This is a genomic window from Sinorhizobium sp. M4_45, from assembly GCF_002885915.1.
In the GTDB taxonomy this organism is placed as follows: domain Bacteria; phylum Pseudomonadota; class Alphaproteobacteria; order Rhizobiales; family Rhizobiaceae; genus Sinorhizobium; species Sinorhizobium meliloti_A.
The window spans coordinates 195,136-216,137 of record NZ_NWVE01000003.1 but is presented as its reverse complement, the minus strand read 5'-3'; the positions used below and the strand labels follow the sequence as shown (position 1 = coordinate 216,137).

Genomic DNA, 21,002 nt, shown 5'->3' with positions numbered 1-21,002 from the left:
CTTTGCCCTGCTATCCGCCCCGACCGGGGGATTGCCCCTCATCCGGCCTGCCGGCCACCTTCTCCCCGCGAGTGGGGAGAAGGGGACTAGCAGCGCTCGCCGAAGTCCCCTCTCCCCGCCTGCGGGGAGAGGGTTAGGGTGGGGGGCAATTCCGGGCAGAGATAGCCACTCTTCTACCCAGCCACGCGCAGCTTCGCCGCTTCCTTCTCCGCGCGGATCTCCTCGATCGAGCGCACTTCGCGCCGAGCGGCGCCCTTCCACTCCCGGGTGGCGACCGTGGCGCGGGCGAGCCTTTCCTTGGCAGCGTCGATCGCATGGGCATATTGCGGCAGCCATCTGGCCTGCGCGACGACCATTTCGTCGACCATCTGCCAGACTTCCTCCGGCGTGCAGATGGCGCCGACCAGCGGGTCGTGCAGCACGGCGAGCTTCAGAAGATCGATGTCGCCGGTGATCGCCGCATGAACGGACATGCGCTGGACGTTGACCGACGAGATGCAGGTGGCCGCACAGGCCTCAGGCAATGTGATGCCTGCCACCATGTTGATGCCGAAACGATCGACGAAGCCGGGCGATTCGATGATGGCATCCGCCGGAAGGTTGGTGATCACGCCGTTGTTCTTGACGTTGAAGTGGCCGCGATAGACCCGACCCGTCTCCAGCGCTTCGAGGATGCGGCTCGCATGTTCGTTCGAGCGCCTGATCGTTTCCAGCGGCCGGCCCGCCTCTTCGAGGAAGCGCGGATATTCGGTCTCGAACCAGTTGCGGGTCTCGGTCGAATAGCGGAGATACCCGCCGGTTTCCCCATGGATCCAGTCCGACATGTCGATCCATCTGGAGATCTCGTCCGGACGCTTGCGATACCAGGGCAGGTATTCGGACAGGTGTCCGTTGCTTTCGGTCGAATAGACGCCGAAGCGCTTCAACACGTCGATCCGAAGCTTCTCCTGCTTTGAAAAGACGGGATGCGCCTCGAAGGCGGCGACGAGTTCGTCCTTGCCGACCGTACGGCCGTTGAGGCGGATATCGACGAACCATGTCTGGTGGTTGATGCCGGAGCAGATGTAGTCGAGCTCGCCTTCCCCGGCGCCGAGAATCTCGGCGATCTGCTCGGCCCCGTGCTGGACGCCGTGGCAGAGACCGACCGTGTCGACCTTGCCGTATTCGATCGCCGCCCAAGTGTTCATCGCCATCGGGTTGGCATAGTTGAGGAACTTGGCGCCGGGCTCGGCCACTTTGCGGATGTCCTTGCAGAAATCGAGGATCACCGGAATGTTGCGCTGACCGTAGAGGATGCCGCCGGCGCAGATCGTGTCGCCGACGCATTGGTCGACGCCGTATTTCAGCGGTATGCGGATATCGTCGGCATAGGCCTCGAGGCCGCCGACGCGCACGCAGCTGATGATGTAACGCGCGCCCTCCAGCGCCTTGCGGCGGTCGATCGTCGCGGTCACGCGCGTGGGCAGTTTGTTCGCCTCGACGATCCGGTCGAGGATGGACTTGATCATGGCGAGGTTGTGCTCGCTCAGATCCGTCAACGCGAACTCGACGTCCCGGAGCTCCGGCACGGAAACGATGTCGGTGAAGAGCTTCTTGGTGAAGCCGATGCTGCCGGCGCCGATGATGGCGATCTTAAAGCTGGCCATGGCCGTGCTATTCCTCCTCAGACTGCGACCTTCGCGCTAAAAGGGTAAAATCCATTCATTGAACTGGCCTGGATCGGCGAAGCGGTGCCCTCCTCGGCAAACCCTCGTCAAACGCCGTATCAACCGCATGTCTTGCGCGATCTGGGGGCATTATGTGTATAATCGGATGCACGACTAGAGAGGTATTGTGCTTTCATGGGTAATTCTATGCTGCAGCAACTGATCGCCCGGGGGCCCGCGATGCGGACGGTCTCACTGCCGCGGGGACGCCAGAGCCTGCACACCATGCCGACGAGCACCGGCTACGAGATCAGGACCGATGCAAGCTACGATTGGGACGGTCGCAAGCGCGGCCAAACCCCGTTCACCGTGCTGCAGTACACGATCGGCGGGGCCGGCAACCTGCGATATGAAAACCGCAGTCACCGCGTGCGTCCGGGCGAGACGCTGCTCCTGCTCGTGCCCCACAATCATCGCTACTGGCTTGAGGAAGGCGGGCGCTGGGAGTTCTTCTGGATCTCCATGAACGGCGAGGAGGCGCTGAGGATCCACCGCGCCATTCTCGCCGTCACCGGTCCCATCATAAGGTTGCAGCCGGAAACCGTCGAACATCTTGCCGACTGCAGCCTGCGCCTCATGGCCGGCGGCGACACCCCGGGCAGCGCCTCGGCGATCGCCTATGAGGCGGCGATGGCGCTTTATGACGACGTGTTCGGATCGCATCCGGTTCTCAGTGACGAATACCGGAAGATGCAGCACGTGATCGATCATGTGCTGGGCAATCTCGACAAGCCCCTTCCGGTCGAGGAGCTCGCGCGCATTTCGGGCCTGAGCCGCGCCCATTTCTCCCGAGTCTTCGCCGCCAGCGAAGGCATGCCGCCGGCGGAATTCGTGCTGCAGAAGCGCCTGCAAAGGGCGGTAAAGCTGCTGACCAAGACCGCGGACCTGCCGGTCAAGGAAGTCGCCATCCTGTCCGGCTTCGAGGACCCCAACTACTTCGCCAAGGTATTCCGCCGCGTCTTCGGCGCGAGCCCGACCGAGTTCCGCACCACAGGCATGTATGCGAGCGTATCTGCCACGGGCCGCAATGCGAGGACCAACGAATCCGTGACCACCTTGGCTGCGGCTTGCGATTGAAAAAGCTGCGATAAAAATTTACTAAACAGGATACTCGAGCGCGGCACGGCAGAAGGACAGGCGAAACCCGAATGGTCACAATCAAGGAAATCGCGTCGGCCGTCGGCGTATCCTCGGCAACTGTCTCACGCGTCCTCAACTATGACCCGACGCTGTCGATCTCCAACAGGAAGCGCCAGGCGATCATCGAAACGGCGGAGGCGCTCAACTATGCGACGCCGCGCAATCGCAGCCGCGCCTCAGCGCATGGCGTCGGCGTCGGACTGAAGATCGCGCTCGTGCATTTCCTCGACCCCGCCCAGGAACTCGCCGATCCCTACTATGTCGGTGTCCGCCTCGGCATCGAAAGCCGCTGCCAGGCGCTGAAGAGCGAAGTCGTCAAGGTCTTCCTCACCGGCAACCCTCCGGAAGCGACGATCCTCGAGGGCGCCTCGGGTGTGGTGGCCGTCGGCCACTATTACGGCGACGAGCTCGAATGGCTGCGCCGCCACAGCCGCCACCTCGTCTTTGCCGATTACGCACCGGCCGGAGACATGGAGGACACCGTGCTCAGCGACGTCTCGCTGGCGATGACCCGGCTCCTGGAGGCGGTGCATGCCATGGGCTACCGGCGCATCGGCTTCATCGGCTGGATCGACGCTTTCTACGGGCCCGACAACATCCATTCGGAGCGCCGTTGCCGCACCTATATCGACTGGATGACCAAGACCGGGCTTTATGATCCGGAATTGTGCATGGTCGAGCCGATGACGCCCGACAGCGGCTACAAGCTTGCCAGGGCGATGCTATCGAAGCCCAATCCACCGAAGATCCTCATCACCTGCAACGACAATATGGCGCTGGGCGCCTACAGGGCCATCCACGAGATGGGGCTCAGGATTCCCGAGGATATCGCGGTCGCGAGCTTCAACGACATTCCGGTCGCGCAGTTTCTCGGGCCGCCGCTTTCCACGGTGAAGATTCCGGCGGAGCTCATCGGCGAGACCGCCGTCGACCTGCTGCTGGAGCGCCTTTCGGGCCGAGAGGTCGCCAAGAAGGTGGTTTTCGGCACGGAAATCGTCTGGCGCGGCAGCACGCCGGCACCGGCCGAGACAGCGAACAAGGAAGATGACATGGCGGGCCGGCTCTAGAATCCCGGGTCGAAATCGACTGGACGATATCCGCAACGTCGCGTGTAGCCAATCGCCCGCGTTCACTCTGGCCATAGCGGCAATCATGCCATCAGGCGCCGACTGGCGCGCGGTCGTGACGGCTAACGTGCCTTCAAAGCACGCGTCGCAAGTGCCAAGTAAAAATTTACTGAAAATAATTGCGCCCACTCGAGTTTTGAGAAATACTCGCCGCCGGGACAGAGAGGACTGTCTCGGGGAACACGATTTCGGGAGGAAACAATGGACATTCAGGCGCGTGCCTATCTGCCGCGTATCGCCGCTCTGGCTCTCGCGGGCGCAAGCTTCCTGGGGGTTACCGCGGCGCAGGCCAAGGAAATCACCATCTGGTGCTGGGACCCGAATTTCAATGTCGCGATCATGAAGGAGGCGGGCGCCCGCTATACGAAAACGCATCCGGACGTCACCTTCAACATCGTCGATTTCGCCAAGCTCGACGTCGAGCAGAAGCTGCAGACCGGGCTTTCGTCCGGCACTGCCGACGCGCTCCCCGACATCGTGCTCATCGAGGATTACGGCGCTCAGAAATACCTTCAATCCTTCCCGGGCGCCTTCGCGCCTTTGTCCGGCACCGTCGATTATTCCGGTTTCGCCCCCTACAAGGTCGAGCTCATGACGCTCGACGGGCAAGTCTACGGAATGCCCTTCGATTCCGGCGTCACGGGTCTTTATTACCGCAAGGATTATCTGGAAGCCGCCGGCTTCAAGCCGCAGGACATGCAGGATCTCACCTGGGACCGCTTCATCGAGATCGGAAAGCAGGTCGAAGAGAAGACCGGCAAGAAGATGATGGGCCTCGACCCGAACGACGCCGGTCTCGTGCGCATCATCATGCAGTCGGCCGGGCAATGGTATTTCGACAAGGAAGGCAAACCGAACATCACCGGCAATGCGGCGCTGAAGGCGGCCCTCGAAACCATCGGCAAGATCATGCAGGCGAATATCTACAAGCCTGCCAACGGCTGGTCCGACTGGGTGGGCACCTTCACCTCCGGCGACGTCGCGACCGTCGTCACGGGCGTCTGGATCATCGGCACCGTCAAGGCGCAGCCGGACCAGTCCGGCAACTGGGGCGTCGCCCCCATTCCGGCGCTCTCGATCGAAGGCGCGACGCATGCCTCCAATCTCGGCGGCTCCAGCTGGTACGTGCTCGAAAGCTCCGAGGAGAAGGCGGAGGCCATCGACTTCCTGAACGAGATCTACGCCAAGGACATCGATTTCTATCAGAAGATCCTCCAGGACCGCGGTGCGGTCGGCTCGCTGCTCGCCGCCCGCGGCGGCGCGGCCTATGAGGCGGCAGACCCCTTCTTCGGCGGCGAGAAGGTCTGGCAGAACTTCTCCGACTGGCTGGCGAAGGTCCCCTCGGTCAATTACGGCATCTTCACCAACGAGGCGGACCTTGCCGTCACTGCGCAACTCCCGGCCGTGACGCAGGGCACACCGGTCGACGAAGTGCTGCAGGCGATCGAGGCCGAGGTCAGCGCACAGATCCAGTGATGCGGTGAATGGCGGCGGGCATGCGCCCGCTGTTTCCGGCCGCGGCTCTTGCCGCGGCCAAATTTCCGGCTGTCCGGCCTTCCAGGAGGGGAACATGGTTCGAGCGCGCCGCGGTATCGGCCGATATTACGACGTCAATGGCTGGCTGTTCGTCGCGCCGGCCCTCGGGCTGATCGCCCTGTTCATGGTCTATCCCATCGCGTGGTCCCTCTGGATGTCGTTCCAGTCCGGCCGCGGCATGACCATGAAGTTCGCGGGCTTCGCGAACATCGTTCGGCTCTGGAACGATCCGGTCTTCATCAAGGCCCTCACCAACACGATGACCTATTTCGTCGTGCAGGTGCCGATCATGATCCTGCTCGCGCTGATCCTGGCGTCGCTCCTCAACAACCCGCGGCTCGTCGGCCGAGGGGTTTTCCGCACGGCGATCTTCCTGCCCTGCGTCAGTTCGCTGGTCGCCTATTCGGTGCTCTTCAAGGGCATGTTCGCAACCGACGGGATCGTCAATTCGACGCTCCAGGCGATCGGTCTCGCCGCCTCGCCCATTCCATGGCTGACGCATCCCTTCTGGGCGAAGGTTCTCGTCATTCTTGCCATCACCTGGCGCTGGACCGGCTACAACATGATCTTCTATCTTGCGGCACTTCAGAACATCGACAAGTCGATCTACGAGGTGGCGCGCATCGACGGCGTTCCGGCCTGGGCGCGCTTCACCCACCTCACCATCCCTCTGCTGAAGCCCGTCATCCTCTTCACGACAGTCATTTCGACGATCGGCACGCTGCAGCTTTTCGACGAGGTCTATAACCTGACCGAGGGCAAGGGCGGCCCGTCCAATGCCACGCTCACCTTGTCGCTCTACATCTACAACCTGACCTTCCGCTTCATGCCGAATCTCGGTTATGCGGCGACGGTCTCCTATGTCATCGTCGTCCTCGTCGCGCTCCTCGCCTTCGTGCAGTTCTTCGCAGCAAGGGAGCGTGACCGATGAACGGATTTGGACGTTTCGCGGCGATGGCGGCCACCTATGGCTTCCTCGGCCTGATGGCCTTCCTCTCCGTCTTTCCGTTCATCTGGATGGTGCTCGGCGCAACCAATTCATCGATAGACATCATCAAGGGCAAACTCCTGCCGGGCGCAGCCTTTGCCACCAATGTCGGCAACTTCTTCACGCTGGTAAACGTGCCGCTCGTCTTCTGGAACTCGGCGAAGATCGCGATCCTTGCGACCGTGCTCACGCTCGCGGTCTCCTCGCTCGCCGGTTACGGCTTCGAGATGTTCCGCTCGCGAAGACGCGAGCGCGTCTACCGGGCGATGCTGCTCACCCTTATGATCCCCTTCGCCGCGCTGATGATCCCGCTCTTCGTCATCATGGGGAAGGCGGGTCTCATCAACACGCATCTCGCCGTCGTCCTGCCGACGATCGGATCGGCCTTCGTCATCTTCTACTTCCGGCAGAGCACCAAGGCCTTCCCCTCCGAGCTCCGCGACGCGGCCAAGGTCGACGGGCTCAAGGAATGGCAGATCTTCCTCTTCATCTACGTACCGGTCATGCGTTCGACCTATGCGGCCGCCTTCGTCATCGTCTTCATGACCGCGTGGAACAACTATCTCTGGCCGCTGATCGTGCTCCAGACCAACGAAACCAAGACGATCACGCTGGTCATCTCGTCGCTCGCCTCCGCCTACTACCCCGATTACGGCGTGGTCATGGTCGGGACGATTCTCGCGACACTGCCGACGCTAGCCGTTTTCTTCTTCATGCAACGCCAGTTCGTCCAGGGCATGCTGGGCTCAGTCAAATAGGAACGATGATGCGCTCTGTTACTTCCTTCAATAATTCGTGGGTCTTCTCCGAAGGCTTCGACGCCGCCGACGCCGGAACGCTCCGGGCGGGTCAGCCGATCAGCCTGCCGCACAACGCCGTCGAACTGCCGTTCAACTATTTCGACGAGACATGCTACCAGCGCGCCTTCACCTACCAGAAGGTGCTTGCCTGGCGCCCGGACTTCTCCGGCCGGGAGGTCTCGCTCGTCTTCGACGCGGCAATGGCCGATGCGGTCGTCTATCTCAACGGCGAAGAGATCTTGGCGCATAAGGACGGCTACACGCCTTTCGAGGCACGCCTGACGGACAGGCTCCAGGAAGGCGACAATCTCATCACGGTGAAGATCGACGGCAGCGAGAATCCGGAGATCCCGCCTTTCGGCGGCCGGATCGACTATCTGACCTATGCCGGTATCTATCGCGACGTCTGGCTGAAGGTCACCGATCCGGTTTCGATCGCCAATATCAAGATCGAAACCCGCGACGTGCTCTCCGACAACAAGGCCGTTTCCGTCCGGTGCGACCTTTCCAATCCGCAAGGGTTGCCCTTCTCGGGTACGGTCTCGGCGCTCCTCAAGAATGCGGCGGGCGAAGTGCTGGCCGAGGTCGCCGGCGAAACGGCCGGCGAGAGCCTCACCCTTGAGATGGAAGGCCTGAAGGGCCTCTCGCTCTGGGACATCGACGATCCGGTGCTGTACGAGATCGAAGCCGAGCTCCGGACCCGTCAGGGCTCCGACCGCTTGGCCTCGCATTTCGGTTTCCGCACCGCGGAGTTCACGACCGCAGGCTTCCGGCTCAACGGCCGCCCGCTGAAGATCCGCGGGCTGAACCGTCATCAGGCCTTCCCCTATGTCGGCTACGCCATGGGGCGCACCGCCCAGGAGCGCGACGCGGAGATCATGAAGCACAGGCTTCACTGCAATCTCGTGCGCACCTCGCATTACCCGCAGTCGAAATGGTTCCTCGACCATTGCGACCGCATGGGGCTCCTCGTCTTCGAGGAAATTCCTGGCTGGCAGCACATCGGCGGGGAGGAATGGAAACAGGAGGCGATCCGCAATGTCCGCCGCATGATCGAGCGCGACTGGAACCACCCATCGATCGTCATCTGGGGTGTGCGCATCAACGAGTCACAGGATTCGCACGACTTCTATGCCGAGACCAATCGCCTCGCCCGCGAGCTCGACCCGACACGGCAGACGGGCGGCGTGCGATACATTACCGACAGCGAATTTCTGGAAGACGTCTACACGATGAACGACTTCATCCTCGGCAACGAGGAGCTGCCCGGCTCGAACCGGCCGCGCACGGCGCTTCGCCCGCAGCAGGAATGCACCGGGCTTGCCCGCAAGGTGCCCTATCTCATCACCGAATTCGGCGGGCACATGTATCCGACGAAGATCTATGACCAGGAGCAGCGCCAGGCCGAACATGTTCGCCGGCATCTGGAAGTGCTGAATGCGGCTTATGGCGATCCCGGCATTTCCGGTGCGATCGGCTGGTGCATGTTCGACTACAACACCCACAAGGATTTCGGCTCCGGGGACCGGATCTGCTATCACGGCGTCATGGACATGTTCCGCGAGCCGAAATTCGCTGCTTATGTCTATGCCAGCCAGTGCGATCCCTCCGAGGAAGTCGTGATGAAGCCGGTGACCTTCTGGGCGCGCGGCGAGCGCAATATAGGCGGCGTGCTGCCCTTAATCGTGCTGACGAATTGCGACGAGGTCGAATTGAAATACGGCTCGCTTTCCAAGCGCGTCGGCCCGGATCGCGAGAATTTCCCGCACCTGCCGCATCCGCCGGTCGTCATCGACCACCGCCACTTCACCAAGGACGAGCTCGGAGTCTGGGGCATGAAGTGGGAAAGCGCGGAATTTACCGGCTTCGTCGCCGGCAAGCCGGTCGCCGATCTCCGCATGGCCGCCGACCCCGTGCCTACGACGCTTCACGTCGAGGCGGATAGCAAGACGCTGCGTGCGGAAGGCCGCGACAGCGTTCGCGTCATCCTGCGCGCGCTCGACCAGGCCGGCAACGTCCTGCCCTTCCTGAACGATGCAGTCGACGTCGAGGTTCATGGTCCGGCGCGGCTGGTCGGATCGGCCCGCCTCGTCCTTCAGGGCGGTTCCGCCGGTTTCTGGCTGGAGTCCACGGGCCCCGCCGGCGCCGTCGTCGTCTCGGTCGCTTCGACGCGCCTTGGCGCGGCGAAGCTCGAGCTCGTCGCCCTGGCGGAAGGAGCGGCGAGCGCATGAGCCAACTCCAACTCAGCGATGTCCGTAAATCCTATGGTGGCCTCGAGGTCATCAAGGGCGTCGATCTCGACATAAAATCCGGCGAGTTCGTCGTCTTCGTCGGACCTTCCGGCTGTGGCAAGTCCACGCTGCTCCGGATGATCGCCGGGCTTGAGGAGATCACCTCCGGCGACCTGACGATCGACGATAGCCGAATGAACGATGTCGATCCGTCCAAGCGCGGGATCGCCATGGTGTTCCAGTCCTATGCACTCTATCCGCATATGACGGTGCGCGAGAATATGGGTTTTGCCCTCCGCTTCGCCGGTGTCCCCAGGGCCGAGATCGAGAAGAGGGTGAACGAGGCCGCCCATATCCTGGAACTCGGCGCGCTGCTCGACCGCAAACCGAAGCAGCTTTCGGGCGGCCAGCGCCAGCGCGTGGCGATCGGCCGGGCGATCGTCCGCCATCCGAAGATCTTCCTCTTCGACGAGCCGCTTTCCAACCTCGATGCGGAGCTGCGCGTGCATATGCGCATCGAGATCGCACGGCTGCACAAGCAGCTCGCCACCACCATCGTCTACGTGACGCATGACCAGGTCGAGGCCATGACGCTTGCCGACAAGATCGTCGTCATGCGCGCCGGCGTGGTCGAACAGGTGGGCTCGCCCCTCGACCTCTATGACGACCCGGCCAACCTCTTCGTCGCCGGCTTCATCGGGTCGCCCAAGATGAACTTCCTGAAGGGCGTGATCGAAATCGACCAGGACCGGCCCTATGCGCGCCTGCCGGACCACGGAGACGCGAAGATCCCCGTCACCCTGCAGGCGGCGGCGGGAACTGCGGTGACGATCGGCATCCGGCCCGAGCATTTCAATGAAGACGGTCCTGCAGGGCTAGCCCTCACGATCGACATGCTGGAACATCTCGGCGGAGAGACCTTCGCCTATGCCCGCCACGGCAACGGCGAGCTCATCGTGGTCGAAACGAAGAACGGCCGCGGACTCAAGGCCGGTGACCGCCTGACGGCCCGCTTCGATCCGGTTTCGGTTCTGGTGTTCGACGGAGAGGGAAAACGGCTGCGTTAGTGACGCAATTTCCCGGAATTGTTCTAATGTCGCCGGTACGAATCAGGGGAGTGAACAGCGATGCGTATTGGCTTCATCGGCACCGGCGCCATCACCGAAGCGATGGTGACGGGCATCGTCGGTTCCGGGCTCGACGTCGCCGGGATCCTCGTCTCCCCGCGCAACCGGGAAATTGCTGCCCGGCTTGCCGGCCGCTTCCTGCTCGTGCGGATCGCCAAGGACAATCAGGAAGCGGTGGACGCGGCCGACGTGCTGTTCCTCGCCGTTCGTCCTCAAATCGCCGAGGACGTGATCCCCAAGCTCAAATTCCGCAAGGGTCAGAAGGTCGTCAGCGTCATTGCCGCTACCGATCGTTCCAAGCTTCTCGGCTGGATCAGCGAGGAGGTGGAGCTCACCCAGGCAATCCCCCTGCCCTTCGTCGCCGAGCGCGAGGGCGTGACGGCGATCTATCCACCGAACCGCGCCGTTGCCGCGATCTTTGCGGCACTCGGAACGGCGGTCGAATGCGAGACCAAGGAGGAATATGACCTGCTTGCCGTCGGAAGCGCTCTGATGGCGACCTGTCTCGGCATCCTCGACCGGACGACCGGCTGGTTCGCCGAAAAGGGTCTCGACCGCGACAAGGCACGCGCCTATATCGCGCCGCTCTTCGCCAGTCTCTCGCAGAGGGCGATCAGGGACGGGGGGACGCCGCTCGAAGAACTCGCCCGCGAATTTTCGACCGCCGGCGGATTGAACGAGCAGGTTTTGACGGACTTCGACCGCGGCGGCGGTCACCGGGCGCTGACGGATGCGCTCGAACGCGTGCTGCTGCGGGTGCGCGGCGACGACCGGTAGAGGTCTTCAAAGCTCGATGCCAAGACCCGCGTGGCGACGAAAACGCCCGGCGGCGAAGTCCACGAAGGCGCGCACCCTTGCAGAGACCATGCGGCCTTCCGCATGCACGATGTGGATCGGCACCGGCTCGCGCTCGTGGTCGGCAAGGACGACCTTGAGCCTGCCGGCTCTCACGTCGGGTGCCACCTGGTAGGACTGAAACCGCGACAATCCCCAGCCCGCCAAAGCGGCGGAGAGGACCGCGTCATTGGTGTTGCAGATGAGACGAGGGCTGATCGGAACGCGGATGCTGTTGTCGCGTCCGAAGAGCCATTCCGAGTGGCCGAAGAGGCCCTCTCGCCCGATGATGCGATGACGGGCAAGCTCCTGCGGGCTGCCCGGCTCGCCGAAGCGGGCGAAATAATCCGGCGAGCCGCAAAGCACCTGCCGGACCGAGCCGATCCGGCGCGCAACGAGCCCGGAGGGCGGGAGCGAGGCAATGCGGATCGCCACATCCAGGCCCTCGTCGACCAGGTTGGTCACGCGGTCGACGAAGACGGTCTTGACCTGCATTGCCGGATAGTGATCGAGAAAGTCGAGGATGACGGGGAGCACGTGGATGCGCCCGAAGAGCGCGGGCGCCGTTACCGTGAGCAACCCCGCAGGGGCGGTGAAGCTGCCCGCCGCATTGGCTTCCGCCTCGGCGATCTCCCCGAGGATACGCCGGCAATCGGCCACGTAACCTTCGCCCGCCGCAGTCAGTTTCAGCGAGCGCGTGGTGCGCACCAGAAGCCGCGTCCCGATCAGGTCCTCCAGCTTCGCCACCGCCCGGGTGACCGATGGCGGGCTCATATGCAGCACCTTGGCGGCCGCCGTGAAGCCGCCGCTTTCCACCACCTGCACGAAGATCCGCATCGCCTGCCAGCGATCCATCGAATGCTCCTCAATTATTTCAGCAAGTGAAACGGTCTAGTGCCTCTGTCGGAGCTTATCAACTCCGTGGATAACAATCATCTTGGTTTCGTTCCATCATTCAACGAGGCCGACATGAAACTCTATCACCATCCCCTCTCCGGCCACGCGCACCGCGCCCGCTTGTTCCTCTCGCTGCTCGGTATCGAGCATGAGCTGGTGGTCGTCGATTTCGCCAGGAGAGAGCACAAGCAAGCGGATTTCCTGAAGCTCAATTCCTTCGGTCAGGTCCCGGTGCTCGACGACGGCGGCACGATCATCTCGGACTCAAGCGCAATTCTCGTCTATCTGGCAAAGAAGACCGGCCGCACGGACTGGCTGCCGGAAGACGCCGCGGGGGCGGCTGCCGTTCAGCGCTGGCTTTCGGTGGCTGCCGGCCAGATCGCCCATGGTCCGGCCCAGGCGCGGCTCATCAACGTGTTCAAGGCGCCCTACCGACCGGAAGAGGTGATCCCTCGTTCGCATGCGATCCTGGCGCTGATCGAGCAGGAGCTCAAAGGCAGAGGCTGGATTGCCGCCGACCGGCCGACGATCGCCGATGTCGCGCTCTACAGCTACGTGGCGCGCGCCCCCGAAGGCGATGTCGATCTCCAGCCCTATCCGGAGATCCGCGCTTGGCTCGCCCGCATCGAGGCATTGCCGGGCTTCGTCGAGTTCGCAAAGACGCCGGTGGGGTTGGCGGCTTAGCGAGCGTTATGACGACGTCCGCTTGCGGGAAGCCTTCTCGCACGGCACGTGCTTTTAAGCGTATCGAAGGACTGCAACCACCCTCTTCCCTGTGCTTGTCACAGGGATGAGAGCAGCGCCGCGTCTGCGGTGCGAGGAGTCCTTCAGCCCAATGACTTGGCCTGCTGGGTTCCTGGACAGGCACAGGAATGAGGGAGTTTGGGCCGGGGGCGGATGTTATCGCCCGCGAACAAGCCCCTAGATGCCCAACATTCACGCAACCAAGGAAACAATCGTCATGGAGGCTCCCATCCTCGCACATTCGCCCTGGCATGAGGGCGAAATCGCCCTGCAGAAGAGGCTGGGTGTGGAAACGCGCATGGACGAGATCGGACGCCGCGTCATGCGCGACCACCTGATCGAGCAGCACCGGGAATTCTATCCCCTTCTGCCGATGGTCGTGTTGGGCTCGGTCGATCGCGACGGCGACGCCTGGGCGACGCTCAGGGCGGGCGAACCCGGCTTCCTCCACGCGCCGGACGAAAAAAGGCTTACCGTCGAGCTCCCGCGGGAGCCGACGGACCCCGCCGAGGCGGGCATGGAGGACGGCGCTCCCCTCGCCCTGCTCGGAATCGATCTCGGCACCCGCCGGCGCAACCGGCTGAACGGCACGCTTAAGCGGCATGCCCGCGGTTTCGATCTCGGCGTCGACCAGAGCTTCGGCAACTGTCCGAAATACATCCAGCTCCGCCAGGCCCGTTTCGTGCGCGACCCTTCCGTGCCACCTTCCGTACCGCCCGTTTCCAGCTTCGGGCTCAACGCCGCCGCGCGTGCTCTGGTGGCGCAGGCGGACACGTTCTTCGTCGCAACCTATGCCGATCTCGCCGGCGGCCGGCAGATCGACGTCTCCCATCGCGGCGGACACGCCGGATTCGTGCATGTCGGGGAAGACGGCTGGCTGGTAATCCCGGATTTCGTCGGCAACCGCTTCTTCAACACGCTCGGCAACATCGCGCTCAATCCGCGCGCCGGGCTCACTTTCCCGGACTTCTCCACGGGCGGCCTCCTGCAGATGACCGGCGAGGCCGAGCTCCTGTCCGAAGCTCCGGACGGCGTGCCTCTCGACGGCGCCGAGCGCTATTGGCGTTTCCGTCCGCGCCGCAGCGTATGGCGGGCCGACGCACTACCTGTTCGCTACGACCTTGCCGGAGCGGGATGAGGAAAGTGCGTGCGGTTTTCCGACGGCATCCCGCTCCACCTCTTGGAATCGGCGGTAGCAGCAGGCCGGATGTCCGGGTAATTTTGGCGTGCAGGGGAACCAACCTCCCTCGCCAAGGTTACGTGCCCATCCGCCCCCGACCAAGGAGTGCTGCAATGGCCAAGAAACCCTCTGCGCCGAACAATACGAAACCGGCCACCATTCATGACCAGAAAGCGACACGCGGCAACGGTGGAGAACTTCACCAGATCGCCGAAGGCGACACGCCCGTCCTGACGACGGCTCAGGGCGGCCCCGTCGCCGACGACCAGAACAGTCTGCGCGCCGGAGAACGCGGCCCGACGCTCATCGAGGATTTCCACTTCCGCGAGAAGATCTTCCACTTCGATCACGAACGCATTCCCGAGCGCGTCGTGCATGCCCGCGGCTACGGCGTGCACGGCTTCTTCGAAACCTACGAGTCGCTTGCAGCCTACACCCGGGCGGATCTGTTCCAGCGACCGGGCGAACGAACCCCTGCCTTCGTGCGGTTCTCGACGGTGGCCGGAAGCAAGGGCTCGTTCGACCTCGCCCGCGACGTTCGCGGTTTCGCGGTCAAAATCTACACAAACGAAGGCAATTGGGACCTCGTCGGCAACAACATCCCGGTGTTCTTCATCCAGGACGCGATCAAGTTCCCCGACGTCATACACTCGGTAAAGCCCGAACCGGACCGGGAGTTTCCCCAGGCGCAGTCCGCGCATGACAATTTCTGGGACTTCATCAGCCTGACGCCGGAAAGCATGCACATGGTCATGTGGGTCATGTCGGACCGGGCGATCCCGCGCTCCTTCCGGTTTATGGAAGGCTTCGGCGTCCACACCTTCCGTTTCGTCAATGCCAAGGACGAGTCCACCTTCGTCAAATTCCATTGGAAGCCCAAGCTCGGTCTCCAGTCGGTCGTCTGGAACGAGGCCGTGAAGATCAATGGCGCCGATCCTGATTTCCACCGGCGCGATATGTGGCAAGCCATCCAGTCCGGCAACTTCCCGGAATGGGAACTGCATGTGCAGCTTTTCGATCAGGACTTCGCCGACAAGTTCGATTTCGACATCCTCGATCCGACGAAAATCATCCCGGAGGAAGTGCTGCCGACGAAGCCTGTCGGCCGGCTGGTACTCGACCGCATGCCGGAGAATTTCTTCGCCGAAACCGAGCAGGTCGCCTTCATGACGCAGAACGTGCCGCCCGGCATCGACTTCAGCGACGATCCGTTGCTGCAGGGGCGCAACTTCTCCTATCTCGACACGCAGCTGAAGCGGCTCGGCAGCCCGAACTTCACCCATCTTCCGATCAACGCGCCGAAATGTCCCTTCCAGCACTTTCAGCAGGACGGCCACATGGCCATGCGCAACCCGGTAGGACGCGTGAACTACCAGCCCAATTCCTGGGGCGAGGGTCCGCGCGAGTCGCCCATGAAAGGTTTCCGCCATTTTCCTTCCGAGGAGCAGGGCCCGAAGCTGCGCATCCGCGCCGAGAGCTTTGCCGACCATTACAGCCAGGCCCGTCAGTTCTTCATCAGCCAGACGCCACCCGAGCAGCGCCACATCGCCGATGCCCTGACCTTCGAATTGAGCAAGGTGGAGACGCCGGTGATCCGCGAACGGATGGTCGCGCATCTTCTCAATATCGATGAAACGCTGGGGAAAAAGGTCGGCCACGCCCTCGGCCTGGAGACGATGCCGAAACCGGCGGATGCGGCCGTTGCCACCCGCCAGGACCTCGACCCCTCGCCGGCCCTCAGCATCATCCAGCGTGGGCCGAAGCGTTTCGAGGGCCGCAAGCTCGGAATATTGGCGACGGACGGCGCGGACGCCGCGCTTCTCGACGCCCTGATAGCGGCTGTCGAGAAGGAGAAGGCGGTCTTCGAGCTGATCGCCCCGAAAGTCGGCGGCTTTACCGCCTCCGACGGAAAGCGCATCGCCGCCCACCAGATGCTCGACGGCGGCCCGTCGGTACTCTACGACGCGGTGGTCCTGCTTCCTTCCGCAGACGCCGTCGCGGATCTGATCGACGTCGCCACCGCACGCGATTTCGTGGCCGACGCCTTCGCCCATTGCAAATATATCGGCTATGCCGGCGCCGCCGTTCCCCTTCTCGAGAGGGCCGGCATTGCGGAGCTGCTCGATGAGGGAACGATCGAACTCACCGACGCTGCGAGTGCGGCCGCCTTCCTCAAGGAGCTCGGCAAGTTGCGTGTCTGGGGAAGAGAGCCCTCGGTCAAGCTGAAATAGGTCGACGGCTTAGACGGAGTGGACGATGGCGTCGCCCGCACATGGAAAGCCGACGAAGAAGGCCGCTCCGTCAAGCGCGGCGAAGAAGGCAGAGGGCTATCCCCTGCCCGTCAGCACGGCGCCGATGGAAGCCCGTTCCGCGACCGGGCTTCCGGGCGGCGACGCATGGCAGTACGAGCCGAAGTGGGACGGCTTTCGCTGCCTTGCGTTCAAGTCCGGCGAGGAAGTCGACATAAGGGCGAAATCCGGCAAGCCGCTCGGGCGCTTCTTCCCCGAGATCCTCGCCCTGCTGCGCCGACTGGAGCCGGACATGTTCGTCCTCGACGGCGAACTGGTGATCGAGGTCGACGGGCGCCTTTCCTTCGACGCTCTTCAGATGCGCCTGCATCCGGCGGCAAGCCGCGTGCAGAAGCTCTCGCAGGAGACGCCGGCCAAACTCATCCTGTTCGACATGCTGGCCGGCACCGGCGGAACGGTCCTGACCGACCAGTCTCTGACAGCACGGCGCGCCCGCCTCGAGACATTCGCCAAAGAGAACGCGGCTGCGGAGATGCTCGAGCTTTCGCCCTTCACGCTCGACATTAAGGAGGCCGAGAGGTGGCTCACCTCATGGCAGGCGGGTGCCACCGACGGGGTCGTCGCAAAGCGGCGCGACGGCGCGTATGAATGCGGCGAGAGGGCAATGGTGAAGGTCAAGCGGCTGAAGACGGCCGACTGCGTCGTCGGCGGCTTCCGCTACGAGAGCGACAGTTCTTTGGTCGGCTCGCTTCTGCTCGGCCTTTACGACACCGAGGGACTGCTGAACCATGTGGGCTTTACCGCGACGATCTCGGACAAGGAGCGGCCTGCCCTGACGCGCCAGCTCGAAGCTTTGCAGGAGCCGCCGGGCTTCACCGGCAAGGCACCGGGCGGGCCCAGCCGCTGGAGCAGCGAGCGCAGCGGCGAATGGCAGCCGGTTCGGCCGGAACTGGTCGTCGAAGTCCGGTTCGACCATGTCAGCAACCGGCGCTTCCGCCACGGTACGAAACTCATGCGCTGGCGGCCGGACAAGGACCCGCGCCAATGTACCTACGAGCAGATCGTACGTCCCGAAGGATCGCCTTGAAAACCGAGAATCCGGGCAGCGATGAGCAATGATCTTCGCGGCAGCGGCGGCCGTCGCATCGCCCCTGGGCGGCCTGGCGGCGATCTCGCTCAGGCCGTCGAGCCTCGTGCTCTCGATCGCGGTCGGCTTCGCGGCCTGCGTCCTCATGGGCACCTTCGCTTTCGAGATGATGCCCACCTCCATGGAACTTGCGGGTCTTCCGCTTGCCGTTGCCGGTTTCTGCTCGGCCTGGTACTCGTCTATATTCTCGACCTCTACGTCAACCGCTGGAAAATGGCCGGCCGGAAGCGGATCAAAAGGCCGAGGTCGATCGGTTGCACCGGAGGCGCAAGCCTCGCGGGAGCAATCTGGCGGTGCTCGCCGGCGGCACGAGTGCGGAAGAGCTGATCGAAGGCATGACGATCGGCCTCGGCGCCACCTTCGAGCCGAAAGTGGCGCTTATCGTGGGCCTCGCCATCTGCATCGATAATTTCAGCGAAGGAATGAGCATCGGCGAATTGACGCTCGACGAGGAGCGGAAGAACGCGAAGCGCTCGGATGGACCTCCCTCATCGGCCTCTCCCTTTTCGTGTCCGCCGTTGCAGGGTGGTTCCTGCTGAAAGGCCTGGTCCAGCCGGTCACCGGTTTTCTCTTCGCGACGGGAGCGGGCGGGATGTTCTACCTGACGATTACCGACCTCGTGCCGGAAGCGGAGTCGCATCAATCCCAGCAGTCTTCGGCGATCGCCAACGCCGCCGCTTCCTGCTCGTCATGGTGCTTCCCCAGATGAGCTGACTGGACCACCGCGTCTTGAGGCGCGTCCGTCAGACGATCGCCCGGTCCCAGCCGCCATAATGTTCTTCGCTGCGCGTCCCGCGCGGGAGGCTGAGCGCGATCAGTGCCAAGCCGATCGCGACGTCGGCAAGGGTGGCGACCGTGCTGCCGCCGGCAAGCAGGAAGGGCGAGGCCGCCACCCAGGCGCCGAGCAGCACATTCAGGAAGCGCACCGGCCGGACGACCTCCGCCATGGCGGTGACGGCAACCAGGATCACGACGCAGCCGAGAATGTGGTCGCTGTGATAGAGCGGCGGGACGCTGCCGAACATCAAGGGCGTCGTCATCAGGACCGCGCCGAGTAATGCGCTGGCGACCAGCGTCCAGGGAAAGTTGACGCCGCCGACGATGAATTCCTTCAACAGCTCGGTGGCCGGGCGGTTGAGATCGGGCGCCGGCGTCTGATCCTCCGAAATGGCCGGGCCGCCCATCCAGAACGTCCGCCAGAACGGCTCGCCCGCCTTCCTTACGCGCCAGAGATACTGGATGGTGGCGAGCACCTCGTCTATCGAATAGGGGATGAGCACGACGGTGACGGCCGCCTGGATGATGCAGAGCGTACAGAGTGCGCCGATAAGCGGCGGCTGGATGATGATGAAGGAGACGCTGACGACGCCGAGGGGCACGATCAGCAGGCCGAAGAGGAGCACCATCCAGGGCATGGTACGCCAGCGGCGGCTGTCTCCGATCGCGCCGGCCAGAATGTCCAGCGCATAGGCGAAGGCGCCGAGGCCGGCATCGGCGATCGGAAAGCCCTTGGAAACCCAGGACGTCACGACCGCCTCGCTGCCGTTGCGGACGGGTGCCTCGCCAGGCCCGAAGAACGGGTCCCACAGCCCGTCGACATGGCCCATCTGATAGGCGGCGAGATAGCGCGAGACGAAGAGGCCGACGAAGGCGAGCGCGACGATCGGCATGCGCTGCGTGAAGGAGGACGGCGAATAGCTCCAGCCGAGGGGCCGGTCGTCGTCGGCCGCGAGCGCCCGCAGCCTTATTCCGGGCGTCGGCGGAATCATCACCGCAAAGGCCACGATCAGCATGCCGGCAAGCGTATCGATGGCGTAGGCCGCGGCACTCGTCGTCCAGAAGACAAGCGGAGCCAGCATGATCCAGACGCCGAGCGCGGCCGTGATCCATTGCGCATGAGACCAGCGCCGGTACATGCCGAAAAGCGCGAATGCGGCAACGAGCAATCCGGACAGGATCTCGCTTGTCCCGAGACGGGCATTGCGTATGGCGGGTTCGTCGATCTCGTGGCCGAGCGCCGGTGGCAGCGGTACGCTGACAGGATCGAAAAGGCCGAGCGTCGCCGGCGAGGAGACGAGCCACAGGCCGAGAGCGACATTTGCCAGCGGCGCCCAGAGCGTGCGCAGCCGGTGCTCTTCCACGGCAGCTTCGACTTCGGCGTCACTGCGCTCCAGCGGCTCCGCCAGCCTTTTCTCCGCCTGCTCGATCTCGGGATCCGAGGCGGCGACCACGGAGGGCTCCAGCTTGTTCTTCGCGTACCAGTCGGTCGGGTCTTGCTTCAGCCGCCGGATCATTTCCGGCAACGTCGCAGCCAGGCTGTGCCTCGGCTCCCAGCCGAGCTTGTTGCGGGCACGAGAGATGTCGATCTCGTAATGATCGTCCGAGTTCTCGACCATCCAGGGCTTGATCTCCGAGTCCTGGTCGAGCACCTCGGTCTGCATCCAAGCCCCCGGCTTTGCGAGGCTCTTGGGCAGAGCGAGCGTGCGCCAGTCCTCGCCGTGGATCAGCCGGCCGATGCGCTTCTGCAAGTCGCCATAGGAGAGCGTTTCCTCCTCGCCGATCAGCAACGCGCAATCATCGGGCAAGTCGTTGCGACGGTCGACCGTGCGCGCGAAAGCCTCGACCAGATCGTCCTTGTGCAGATAGGGCTGGCCTGCGTCCAGATCGCCGCTGAACAGATAGGCGGTCGGGAGCCGCTCGAAGATGCGGGCGATCTGCTGGGCAATGAAAGCGGCTCGGCAGTCCTCGTCATAGACGCCGGCGAGACGGAGGGTCACGGTCCTGATCGCGCCGCGATGTCTGGCGATCACCGCCTCGGTCTCGGCCTTCGATTTGGGATAGGCCCAGGCGGGGTCCAGCGGATCATCCTCGTTGATCCGCGCACCCTTGGCCGGACTGGGCGCCTGCACCAGCAGCGTGCTTGCATAGATGAACTGTTCGGTGGGAAGACCCTGGAGCGCCTCCAATAGCCGGCGCGTGCCCTCGACATTGACGGCATCGTATTTGGGATTGTCCTTGCCGGTGGTGTCGTAGTAGGCGGCGAGATGAATGACGGAAGCAAGGCGCCGGCCGCTGCGCTTACCCGCCGTCTCGATCGCCTCTCTCACGCTTTCGTCGGAGGTGATGTCGAATTTGATCGTCTCTTCGGTCTCGGACTTGCCTTTCGGAGGGGACAGGTCGAGCCCGATGACGCGATACCGGTCCCTCAGGCGATGCGCGATCGCCTGGCCCAGAAAGCCGCTCGAGCCGGTAATGAGAACGGTCGGCTGATTTGCATCTTTCGGCATGCCGAAGCA

At 63.4% G+C, this 21,002-nt stretch carries 15 protein-coding genes and 1 pseudogene; 13 read left to right on the top strand and 3 right to left on the bottom strand.

Annotated elements, in window-relative coordinates; all coding sequences use genetic code 11:
• Window positions 1-173 precede the first annotated feature (173 nt).
• Window positions 174-1,646: an alpha-glucosidase/alpha-galactosidase gene (locus CN933_RS11280; protein WP_102761547.1), complete on the bottom strand. Its 1,473-nt coding sequence runs from the start codon at window positions 1,644-1,646 to the stop codon at window positions 174-176.
• Window positions 1,647-1,841: 195 nt separating this feature from the next.
• On the opposite strand from CN933_RS11280, the gene CN933_RS11275 reads away from it, so the two are divergent.
• The 8 genes from CN933_RS11275 (at window position 1,842) to CN933_RS11240 (ending at window position 11,432) form a co-directional block, all read left to right on the top strand.
• A complete protein-coding gene (locus tag CN933_RS11275) occupies window positions 1,842-2,783 on the top strand; it encodes an AraC family transcriptional regulator (protein ID WP_102761546.1) in 942 nt (313 codons plus the stop codon).
• Between the two features lie 71 nt (window positions 2,784-2,854).
• Window positions 2,855-3,913 carry a LacI family DNA-binding transcriptional regulator gene (locus CN933_RS11270; protein ID WP_102761545.1) on the top strand — a complete coding sequence of 353 codons (1,059 nt, stop codon included), beginning with the start codon at window positions 2,855-2,857 and terminating at the stop codon, window positions 3,911-3,913.
• Window positions 3,914-4,174: 261 nt separating this feature from the next.
• Window positions 4,175-5,449, top strand: a complete 1,275-nt coding sequence (locus tag CN933_RS11265) for an ABC transporter substrate-binding protein (RefSeq protein ID WP_102761544.1) — start codon at window positions 4,175-4,177, stop codon at window positions 5,447-5,449.
• A gap of 94 nt (window positions 5,450-5,543) precedes the next feature.
• A complete protein-coding gene (locus CN933_RS11260; RefSeq protein WP_100671066.1) occupies window positions 5,544-6,440 on the top strand; it encodes a carbohydrate ABC transporter permease in 897 nt (298 codons plus the stop codon).
• Window positions 6,437-7,255: a carbohydrate ABC transporter permease gene (locus CN933_RS11255; protein ID WP_018096058.1), complete on the top strand. Its 819-nt coding sequence runs from the start codon at window positions 6,437-6,439 to the stop codon at window positions 7,253-7,255. The genes CN933_RS11260 and CN933_RS11255 overlap by 4 nt, the downstream gene beginning before the upstream one ends.
• Window positions 7,256-7,263: 8 nt before the next feature.
• The gene (locus tag CN933_RS11250) at window positions 7,264-9,528 is read left to right on the top strand and encodes a glycoside hydrolase family 2 protein (RefSeq protein WP_102761754.1); all 2,265 of its coding nucleotides are present in this window, start codon (window positions 7,264-7,266) and stop codon (window positions 9,526-9,528) included.
• Entirely contained in the window at window positions 9,525-10,595 is a 1,071-nt protein-coding gene (locus CN933_RS11245) for an ABC transporter ATP-binding protein (RefSeq protein ID WP_102761543.1), read from the top strand. The genes CN933_RS11250 and CN933_RS11245 overlap by 4 nt, the downstream gene beginning before the upstream one ends.
• A gap of 60 nt (window positions 10,596-10,655) precedes the next feature.
• Window positions 10,656-11,432 carry a pyrroline-5-carboxylate reductase gene (locus CN933_RS11240; protein WP_102761542.1) on the top strand — a complete coding sequence of 259 codons (777 nt, stop codon included), beginning with the start codon at window positions 10,656-10,658 and terminating at the stop codon, window positions 11,430-11,432.
• 6 nt (window positions 11,433-11,438) lie between these two features.
• Here CN933_RS11240 and CN933_RS11235 read toward each other — a convergent pair whose 3' ends face one another.
• Window positions 11,439-12,344, bottom strand: a complete 906-nt coding sequence (locus tag CN933_RS11235; protein WP_102761541.1) for a LysR family transcriptional regulator — start codon at window positions 12,342-12,344, stop codon at window positions 11,439-11,441.
• Window positions 12,345-12,458: 114 nt separating this feature from the next.
• On the opposite strand from CN933_RS11235, the gene CN933_RS11230 reads away from it, so the two are divergent.
• The 5 genes and pseudogenes from CN933_RS11230 (at window position 12,459) to CN933_RS11210 (ending at window position 18,420) form a co-directional block, all read left to right on the top strand.
• The gene (locus CN933_RS11230) at window positions 12,459-13,070 is read left to right on the top strand and encodes a glutathione S-transferase family protein (protein WP_102761753.1); all 612 of its coding nucleotides are present in this window, start codon (window positions 12,459-12,461) and stop codon (window positions 13,068-13,070) included.
• A 241-nt stretch (window positions 13,071-13,311) separates the two neighbouring features.
• Window positions 13,312-14,268 carry a pyridoxamine 5'-phosphate oxidase family protein gene (locus tag CN933_RS11225; protein ID WP_102761540.1) on the top strand — a complete coding sequence of 319 codons (957 nt, stop codon included), beginning with the start codon at window positions 13,312-13,314 and terminating at the stop codon, window positions 14,266-14,268.
• A gap of 155 nt (window positions 14,269-14,423) precedes the next feature.
• Window positions 14,424-16,541, top strand: coding sequence for a catalase (gene katE, locus CN933_RS11220; RefSeq protein ID WP_102761539.1), 2,118 nt, complete (start codon window positions 14,424-14,426; stop codon window positions 16,539-16,541).
• 25 nt (window positions 16,542-16,566) lie between these two features.
• A complete protein-coding gene (locus CN933_RS11215) occupies window positions 16,567-17,646 on the top strand; it encodes an ATP-dependent DNA ligase (RefSeq protein WP_102761538.1) in 1,080 nt (359 codons plus the stop codon).
• A gap of 28 nt (window positions 17,647-17,674) precedes the next feature.
• Window positions 17,675-18,420, top strand: a pseudogene (locus CN933_RS11210) (ZIP family metal transporter).
• A gap of 29 nt (window positions 18,421-18,449) precedes the next feature.
• Here the strand turns inward: CN933_RS11210 and CN933_RS11205 are convergent.
• Window positions 18,450-20,993 carry an NAD-dependent epimerase/dehydratase family protein gene (locus CN933_RS11205; protein WP_102761537.1) on the bottom strand — a complete coding sequence of 848 codons (2,544 nt, stop codon included), beginning with the start codon at window positions 20,991-20,993 and terminating at the stop codon, window positions 18,450-18,452.
• Window positions 20,994-21,002 lie beyond the last annotated feature (9 nt).

Bases quoted from the DNA above. Each gene is read 5' to 3' on its own strand.
- CN933_RS11280 (WP_102761547.1), bottom strand. From the start codon at position 1,646: ATGGCCAGCTTTAAGATCGCCATCATCGGCGCCGGCAGCATCGGCTTC.
- CN933_RS11275 (WP_102761546.1), top strand. From the start codon at position 1,842: ATGGGTAATTCTATGCTGCAGCAACTGATCGCCCGGGGGCCCGCGATG.
- CN933_RS11270 (WP_102761545.1), top strand. From the start codon at position 2,855: ATGGTCACAATCAAGGAAATCGCGTCGGCCGTCGGCGTATCCTCGGCA.
- CN933_RS11265 (WP_102761544.1), top strand. From the start codon at position 4,175: ATGGACATTCAGGCGCGTGCCTATCTGCCGCGTATCGCCGCTCTGGCT.
- CN933_RS11260 (WP_100671066.1), top strand. From the start codon at position 5,544: ATGGTTCGAGCGCGCCGCGGTATCGGCCGATATTACGACGTCAATGGC.
- CN933_RS11255 (WP_018096058.1), top strand. From the start codon at position 6,437: ATGAACGGATTTGGACGTTTCGCGGCGATGGCGGCCACCTATGGCTTC.
- CN933_RS11250 (WP_102761754.1), top strand. From the start codon at position 7,264: ATGCGCTCTGTTACTTCCTTCAATAATTCGTGGGTCTTCTCCGAAGGC.
- CN933_RS11245 (WP_102761543.1), top strand. From the start codon at position 9,525: ATGAGCCAACTCCAACTCAGCGATGTCCGTAAATCCTATGGTGGCCTC.
- CN933_RS11240 (WP_102761542.1), top strand. From the start codon at position 10,656: ATGCGTATTGGCTTCATCGGCACCGGCGCCATCACCGAAGCGATGGTG.
- CN933_RS11235 (WP_102761541.1), bottom strand. From the start codon at position 12,344: ATGGATCGCTGGCAGGCGATGCGGATCTTCGTGCAGGTGGTGGAAAGC.
- CN933_RS11230 (WP_102761753.1), top strand. From the start codon at position 12,459: ATGAAACTCTATCACCATCCCCTCTCCGGCCACGCGCACCGCGCCCGC.
- CN933_RS11225 (WP_102761540.1), top strand. From the start codon at position 13,312: ATGCCCAACATTCACGCAACCAAGGAAACAATCGTCATGGAGGCTCCC.
- katE (WP_102761539.1), top strand. From the start codon at position 14,424: ATGGCCAAGAAACCCTCTGCGCCGAACAATACGAAACCGGCCACCATT.
- CN933_RS11215 (WP_102761538.1), top strand. From the start codon at position 16,567: ATGGCGTCGCCCGCACATGGAAAGCCGACGAAGAAGGCCGCTCCGTCA.
- CN933_RS11205 (WP_102761537.1), bottom strand. From the start codon at position 20,993: ATGCCGAAAGATGCAAATCAGCCGACCGTTCTCATTACCGGCTCGAGC.